The organism is Okeania sp. SIO2B9 (genome assembly GCF_010672505.1).
In the GTDB taxonomy this organism is placed as follows: domain Bacteria; phylum Cyanobacteriota; class Cyanobacteriia; order Cyanobacteriales; family Microcoleaceae; genus Okeania; species Okeania hirsuta.
In genome coordinates this window covers 1-1,963 of sequence record NZ_JAAHGK010001366.1, presented here as the reverse complement: position 1 = coordinate 1,963, position 1,963 = coordinate 1, and the positions used below count along the sequence as shown (strand labels likewise).

The window sequence follows — 1,963 nt, the reverse complement described above, 5'->3', positions numbered from 1 at the left end:
ACAGACAAAGACGGCAAATCGGCTGGAGAGCCGATTGCGATCACGATCAACAATACGCCGCCTGAGCCGCGATTCACGTAGCCGCGGGCCACAGGTATAAAACCAAGTTTTCCAATAACTGGAAAAAAGCACAGCTAAAAATAGCTAGACTACACAGTAAAATAGCTAATATTCGTAAAGATACATTGCATAAACGTGCCTACTTATTTGGCTCTTAACTACAACCCACCCCCATCCCCTGCTGGGAGGGGAGCAAGAGTGGTGGGTGAAGATCTGAATGTATCAGGAATGATGGCCAACTATAAGCTAGCTAAGTCTGCCCTAGTCTATGGGTTTTTATGAGTTTCGTAGACAGCTAGAGTACAAATGTCAACTGTACGGCTCTAAATTAACCATTGTTGATAGATGGTTTCCTAGTTCTAAAACCTGCTCTAACTGTGGAACTGAATTGCGAGTCTTTGTTTTTATCAGACTGTTTGTTCAATTGCGAACACTGCAATTTTAGCTGCGATCAAGACTTGTTTGCGTTTGCGTAGCATCCCGTAGGGAAGCATTCCGTAGGAAATGCAGCGTTAAATTTAGCTATGGGGGGCAGTGAGAGCTACGCTCCGCGTTCCGCGTTTCGCGCTAGCGTTGCGCAGCAAACGTCCGTGTCAGCTTGTGGACTGGATAACGCCGACGTTGCCAGGTAGAAGCAAGAATAGAACAGATAATTATAGATTATCGTAGGTTTCTAAGAACGGCAACATCAAGTGTACAAAATTCAGGAGTCATTTTCTATGTTAACTGCAGCTAAACCTGAGTTTCTCAAAGCTTATTGGGACAATTCTTTCGATCTGAAAAACCACATCCAGGAGTTTTTGCAGATAGATCGACATACCCTTGAGACTCGAATTCAGGAAAGTAATCAAGCTATGACTAAGTTGGGACAAAACTTTGATTGGGAAATGGCAATCGAATTTTATCGAGACCAAGTCGGAGCAACCTATATCTTAGAATTAGCAGCGTGGCATTTAAAAAGCTGTGATTATATCGGTAATATGCTACATTTAATTGCTGATTTTGCTAAAGGTCGGGTTTTGGATTTTGGTGGGGGGATTGGAACACATTCCTTTGCGGCTGCTTTGTGTCCAAATGTTACCGAAGTTCAGTACTTAGATGTAAATCCGATTAACTGCAATTTTGTTCTGGAGCGCTCCGAAAAATTAGGGTTATCTGACAAAATTCAAGTCACATCAAAATTGGAAATTTATAACTCATTTGACACAATTATGTGTTTTGATGTCATGGAACATTTACCAGACCCAATATCACAGTTAATTGAGTTTCATAAACTTCTGAGTTCTGATGGAAAATTACTAATTAATTGGTATTTTTCTAAGGGTTTTGGCAACGAATATCCTTTTCATTTAGATGATACAGCTATTGTGAAATATTTTTTTCAAACGCTACAATCAAATTTTCTAGAAGTATTTCACCCCCATTTAATCACAACCAGATGTTATCAAAAATTGTGAAGTATTTAAAGAAGTATCTATCTATAAAATATTCCTTAATATCTAAAGGAATCGGGATAATTTAATATATTGAGAGCTTGATACAACCTGGGTTTTTCTAATTTGACTCAGACCCCAATGTTGCTCAATGATTTTCTTGTCTGTTTTATCCCACATTCCGCACGTCATTTTGTAGCATTAAAAGTAGTATGTAAATCCGTAGCTTTGTAAGTATTTATACTATGCAAATCATCTCAATTACTTTTTTCGTCGATCAAATTCTGAGTAAAAAATTTACGCATAAATACTTGCTTGATTAATGACGCAATCACGGCAGCTATGATTTTCTTCTAAAATTCTGTCTCCTGTCTCCTGTCTCCTGACTCCTGATTCGATACTACATTTTGTGGTGCGGAATGTAGGTTTTATGTTCCCTTTGATAATTTAGGCAAAAAAAATGGCAACTA

Annotated in this window: 4 protein-coding genes; all 4 read left to right on the top strand. The window is 38.6% G+C overall.

Going from position 1 to position 1,963, the window contains the following annotated elements; translation table 11 throughout:
• Positions 1–71: 71 nt before the first annotated feature.
• The 4 genes from F6K13_RS35580 to F6K13_RS30800 all read left to right on the top strand — a co-directional run bounded on the left by F6K13_RS35580 (position 72) and on the right by F6K13_RS30800 (position 1,517).
• Positions 72–218, top strand: a complete 147-nt coding sequence (locus F6K13_RS35580) for a transposase (protein ID WP_353735742.1) — start codon at positions 72–74, stop codon at positions 216–218.
• Complete coding sequence (locus tag F6K13_RS30810; protein ID WP_287289524.1) at positions 196–342, top strand: hypothetical protein; 147 nt, start codon at positions 196–198, stop codon at positions 340–342. The genes F6K13_RS35580 and F6K13_RS30810 overlap by 23 nt, the downstream gene beginning before the upstream one ends.
• A complete protein-coding gene (locus F6K13_RS30805; protein WP_205127462.1) occupies positions 329–505 on the top strand; it encodes a zinc ribbon domain-containing protein in 177 nt (58 codons plus the stop codon). The genes F6K13_RS30810 and F6K13_RS30805 overlap by 14 nt, the downstream gene beginning before the upstream one ends.
• A gap of 247 nt (positions 506–752) precedes the next feature.
• Complete coding sequence (locus tag F6K13_RS30800; RefSeq protein WP_287289521.1) at positions 753–1,517, top strand: bifunctional 2-polyprenyl-6-hydroxyphenol methylase/3-demethylubiquinol 3-O-methyltransferase UbiG; 765 nt, start codon at positions 753–755, stop codon at positions 1,515–1,517.
• Positions 1,518–1,963 lie beyond the last annotated feature (446 nt).

Coding starts and splice junctions, on each gene's coding strand:
- F6K13_RS30805 (WP_205127462.1), top strand. CDS start 329: ATGGGTTTTTATGAGTTTCGTAGACAGCTAGAGTACAAATGTCAACTG.